Here is a 701-nt window from a genome sequence, read left to right as displayed (position 1 = left end):
GTATTATCTAAATGTACAAAAACATTTCACCTGTCATTCTCTTAGGTTTAATTTTGTGTGGCTGCGGCAGTTCTGATTCTAGCGACCAGACATACCTACCACCAACCCCAGAGTGGGAACAACTAACTCAAGGAATTACCTACGATAGTATTAGTCATGGTAGTGACTATGAAGTTAATTATCGTGGCAAAACGATTTACGCTGTATCAAGTTATGATGCTTCTCGAGGGGCGCACAATTACAACTTGTTTAGTTACAAGGTAAATGAAACGGGCTCACGTTCAATCGGCTTTTATGGTGTTATTGTTCGAAGCGAGCTTAATGACCTTGATTACCTATATACATATAACAACGGTGGAATCACACAATATAGTTCAATTACGTGGACGCGTGAATTATATAGCGGCGAACTTGAAGGTAATGCGAACGGACTAACTTACACCTTTAAGTCCATTGATCACCTGCCTCGTGTAAGCCGTGAAATGAGCATAACATCTGGTCACGTAATGATCTCAGACCCTACAAGAGACAAGCAATATATTGGAAACTACGTAAGCGGTATTCAATTGACTCAAATAGGTTATGAAGATTATGCGTTGAATGCTGAGTTATTTAACAACGACTACGTTTTTGATTACTACTTATCCCCTACTACGCATGGGAGCACCAATTTATCAATCTCCGAACAAGGTAACCAAATC

Annotated in this window: 1 protein-coding gene; it reads left to right on the top strand. The window is 39.7% G+C overall.

The window, feature by feature from the left end; translation table 11 throughout:
* Nucleotides 1–11: 11 nt before the first annotated feature.
* A partial coding sequence (locus AB4232_RS22390) for a hypothetical protein (protein WP_372088056.1) occupies nt 12–701 on the top strand: 690 nt, incomplete at its 3' end.

Source organism: Vibrio sp. 10N.286.46.A8, assembly GCF_041470165.1.
GTDB lineage: Bacteria > Pseudomonadota > Gammaproteobacteria > Enterobacterales > Vibrionaceae > Vibrio > Vibrio tasmaniensis_A.
This window is presented reverse-complemented; position numbering and strand designations above follow the sequence as displayed.